This window comes from Armatimonadota bacterium, assembly GCA_020354555.1.
Classification (GTDB): domain Bacteria; phylum Armatimonadota; class Hebobacteria.
Genome location: CP070648.1, coordinates 3,524,120 through 3,526,853 on the forward strand (window position 1 = coordinate 3,524,120; position 2,734 = coordinate 3,526,853).

1 protein-coding gene is annotated in these 2,734 nt (G+C 65.5%); it reads left to right on the forward strand.

The window, feature by feature from the left end:
* Window positions 1-2,734 (forward strand): efflux RND transporter permease subunit (locus JSV65_14425; protein UCH36788.1); only part of this gene is annotated, 2,734 nt, incomplete at both ends.

Below are 2,734 nucleotides of genomic sequence, written 5' to 3' on the forward strand. Positions count from 1 at the left end.
ACTCCTCCGAGGGCGTGAGCGTGGTCGTGGTGGAGTTCGAGGTCGGAGTGGATCCCGACGTCGCCGCACAGGATATCCGCGACAAGGTAGCGCCCGTCGAGCGCATCCTGCCTGAGGATGCCGAGCGGCCGGTGATCTCGCGAGTGGACCTCGAAGCGCGGGCGATCATGCAGTTGGCGGTCTCCAGCAACCTGCCCCTAGTACGGCTGCGGCGCCTCGCCGACGACGTCATCTCGCCGCGTTTGGAGCGCGTCAGCGGGGTGGCGGCGGCCAACGTCTATGGCGGGCTGGAGCGGGAAATCCAGGTCGCGGTTGACCGCGCGCGGCTCGAGGCCTACGGGTTCTCGTTCGACCGTCTGGCGCAGACGCTCACGGCCAGCAACCTGAACGTGCCCGCAGGGCACGTCAACGAGATCGGCCAGCGCTTCGTGGTGCGCGTGCCCGAGGAATACGAGAGCATTGACGACATCCGCGAGACGCTGCTCATGACTCCGCCGGGGCCGGTGCGCCTGGGGGACATCGCCCAGGTGTACGATACGCACAAGGAACGGCAATCAATCACGCGGCTCAACCTCGAGCCGACGGTGAGCATCTCGATCGTCAAGGCCGCTGAGGCCAATATCGTACAGACTGCGAACGGGATACGCGAGGCCGTGCGCCGCCTCAACCGTGAGCTGCCTGCGGGGACTGAGATCACGGTGGTGTTGGATGAATCCCAGTTCGCCGAGGAGAGCGTCGCCGACGTGACCTACAGCTTGCTCCTGGGCGGCCTGCTGTGCATCGTTATCGTTTTCCTCTTCCTGCGCAGTCTCCGCAGCACGGCGATCGTGTCGCTGGCGCTGCCGACCTCGGTGATCTCGGCGTTCGGCCTCATGTACTTCGCCGGCTTCACCCTGAACATGATGTCCATGCTGGCCCTGGCGCTCGCCATCGGCATTCTGGTTGACGACGCCATTGTGGTCAACGAGAACATCTACCGCCACCTCGAGGAGGGGGAATCGCCGCGCGATGCGGCGGTCAACGGCACCGGCGAGATCGCCCTCGCGGTGATGGCGATTACGTTCACCATCGTCGCCGTGTTCGGGCCCATTGCGTTCATGCGCGGCATCGTCGGGCAGTTCTTCCGCGAGTTCGGCTTGACCGTCGCGTTCGCCGTGCTGATGTCGCTGTTCGTATCACTGACGCTGACCCCGATGCTCGCCTCCCGCTTGCTGAGGCGCCCCAAGGAGCAGCCGGAGGGTGGAGGCGGCGGCGTGCTCGAGCGCATCGGCGAGTTCTACGATCTCATCGACGCTCGATATCGGGTGGCGCTCGACTGGTGCTTGCGTCACCGACGTCTGGTGGTGCTCATCGGCGTTGTCTCGCTGATCATCGGCCTGTCCATCGTCCTCGTTGTTATCCCGAAGGAGACCTTTTCACCCGTTGACCGCGGCGAGTTCAATGTCGGACTGACGCTTCCGGCAGGTACCTCGCTCGACAGCACCGATGCGGTAACACGCGACGTGGAGAAGATGCTGATTGAGATCCCGGAGGTTGACCGCGTTCTGAGCCGGGTCGGCGCGGGGGGCGGCGGCATGTTCAGCCGCGGGGGCGGCGTCAACGAGGCGAGCATCGGCGTCAGACTGAAGGACAGGCGAACGCGCAGCTCCTGGGACATCATGGACGAGATCCGCCGCGACTTGCGCCAGCGTCCGGACCTGAAGCCGAACGTCAGCCAGGCGGAGATGTTTGGCCCCGGCGGCTCCCCGATCGACGTAGAGATCTCCGGCCCGGACGTTGACGAACTGGTTCGGATCGCCAACCGCTGGATGGACGCGATTCGAGACGTGCCGGGCCTGACTGATCTCGACTTGTCAGTGCAGCCGGGCACCCCGGAGGCGAATGTGCGCGTGGACCGCGTCAAGGCGGCCAACGTGGGCCTGACGCCGGCGCACGTCGCGCTCGCCCTACGCACGGCGGTGGACGGCACGGTGCCGACGAAATACCGTGAGAACGGTGAGGAATACGACGTGCGCCTCAAGCTGCGCGAAGAAGATCGGCAACGCGTGCAGGACCTCGCCGACCTCAGGATCGCCGCCAGCAACGGCAACCTCATCCCGCTGCGCGAAGTGGCGAGCTTTGTGTCCGCGGAGGGGCCGACGACCATCACGCGCACGGAGAAAGCGCGCACAGTCAGCATCCAGGGCAACCTGCTCGGCGGATATCCGGCGGGCACCGTGACCAGGGATGTTCGGGCTCGATTGGAGCCCCTGCAAGGCGATCTGCCGCCGGGATATAAGCTCGTGTACGGCGGCGAGGCGGAATCGATGCAGGAGATCTTCTTCCCGATCCTGGGAGCGCTCGCACTGGCGGTGCTCTTCGTGTACATGGTACTTGCCGCCCAGTTCGAGTCGCTTATCCACCCGTTCACAATCGGGCTCTCGCTGCCGCTGGCCATTGTCGGCGCGGCCGTGCTGTTGTGGTTGACCGGCGATACGGTCAACACCATGTCGCTCATCGGCGTGGTCATGCTCATGGGGCTGGTGACCAAGAACGCCATCCTGCTCGTGGACTACACCAACACGCTGCGCGGGCGCGGGCTGGAGCGCAATGAGGCCATTCTGCGCGCCGGGCCGATTCGACTGCGGCCCATCCTCATGACCACTTTCGCGACGGTCTTCGGCATGTTGCCCATCGCGCTTGGGCTGGGCAAGGGGGCCGAGATGCGCGCGCCCATGGCGATCGCGGCCATCGG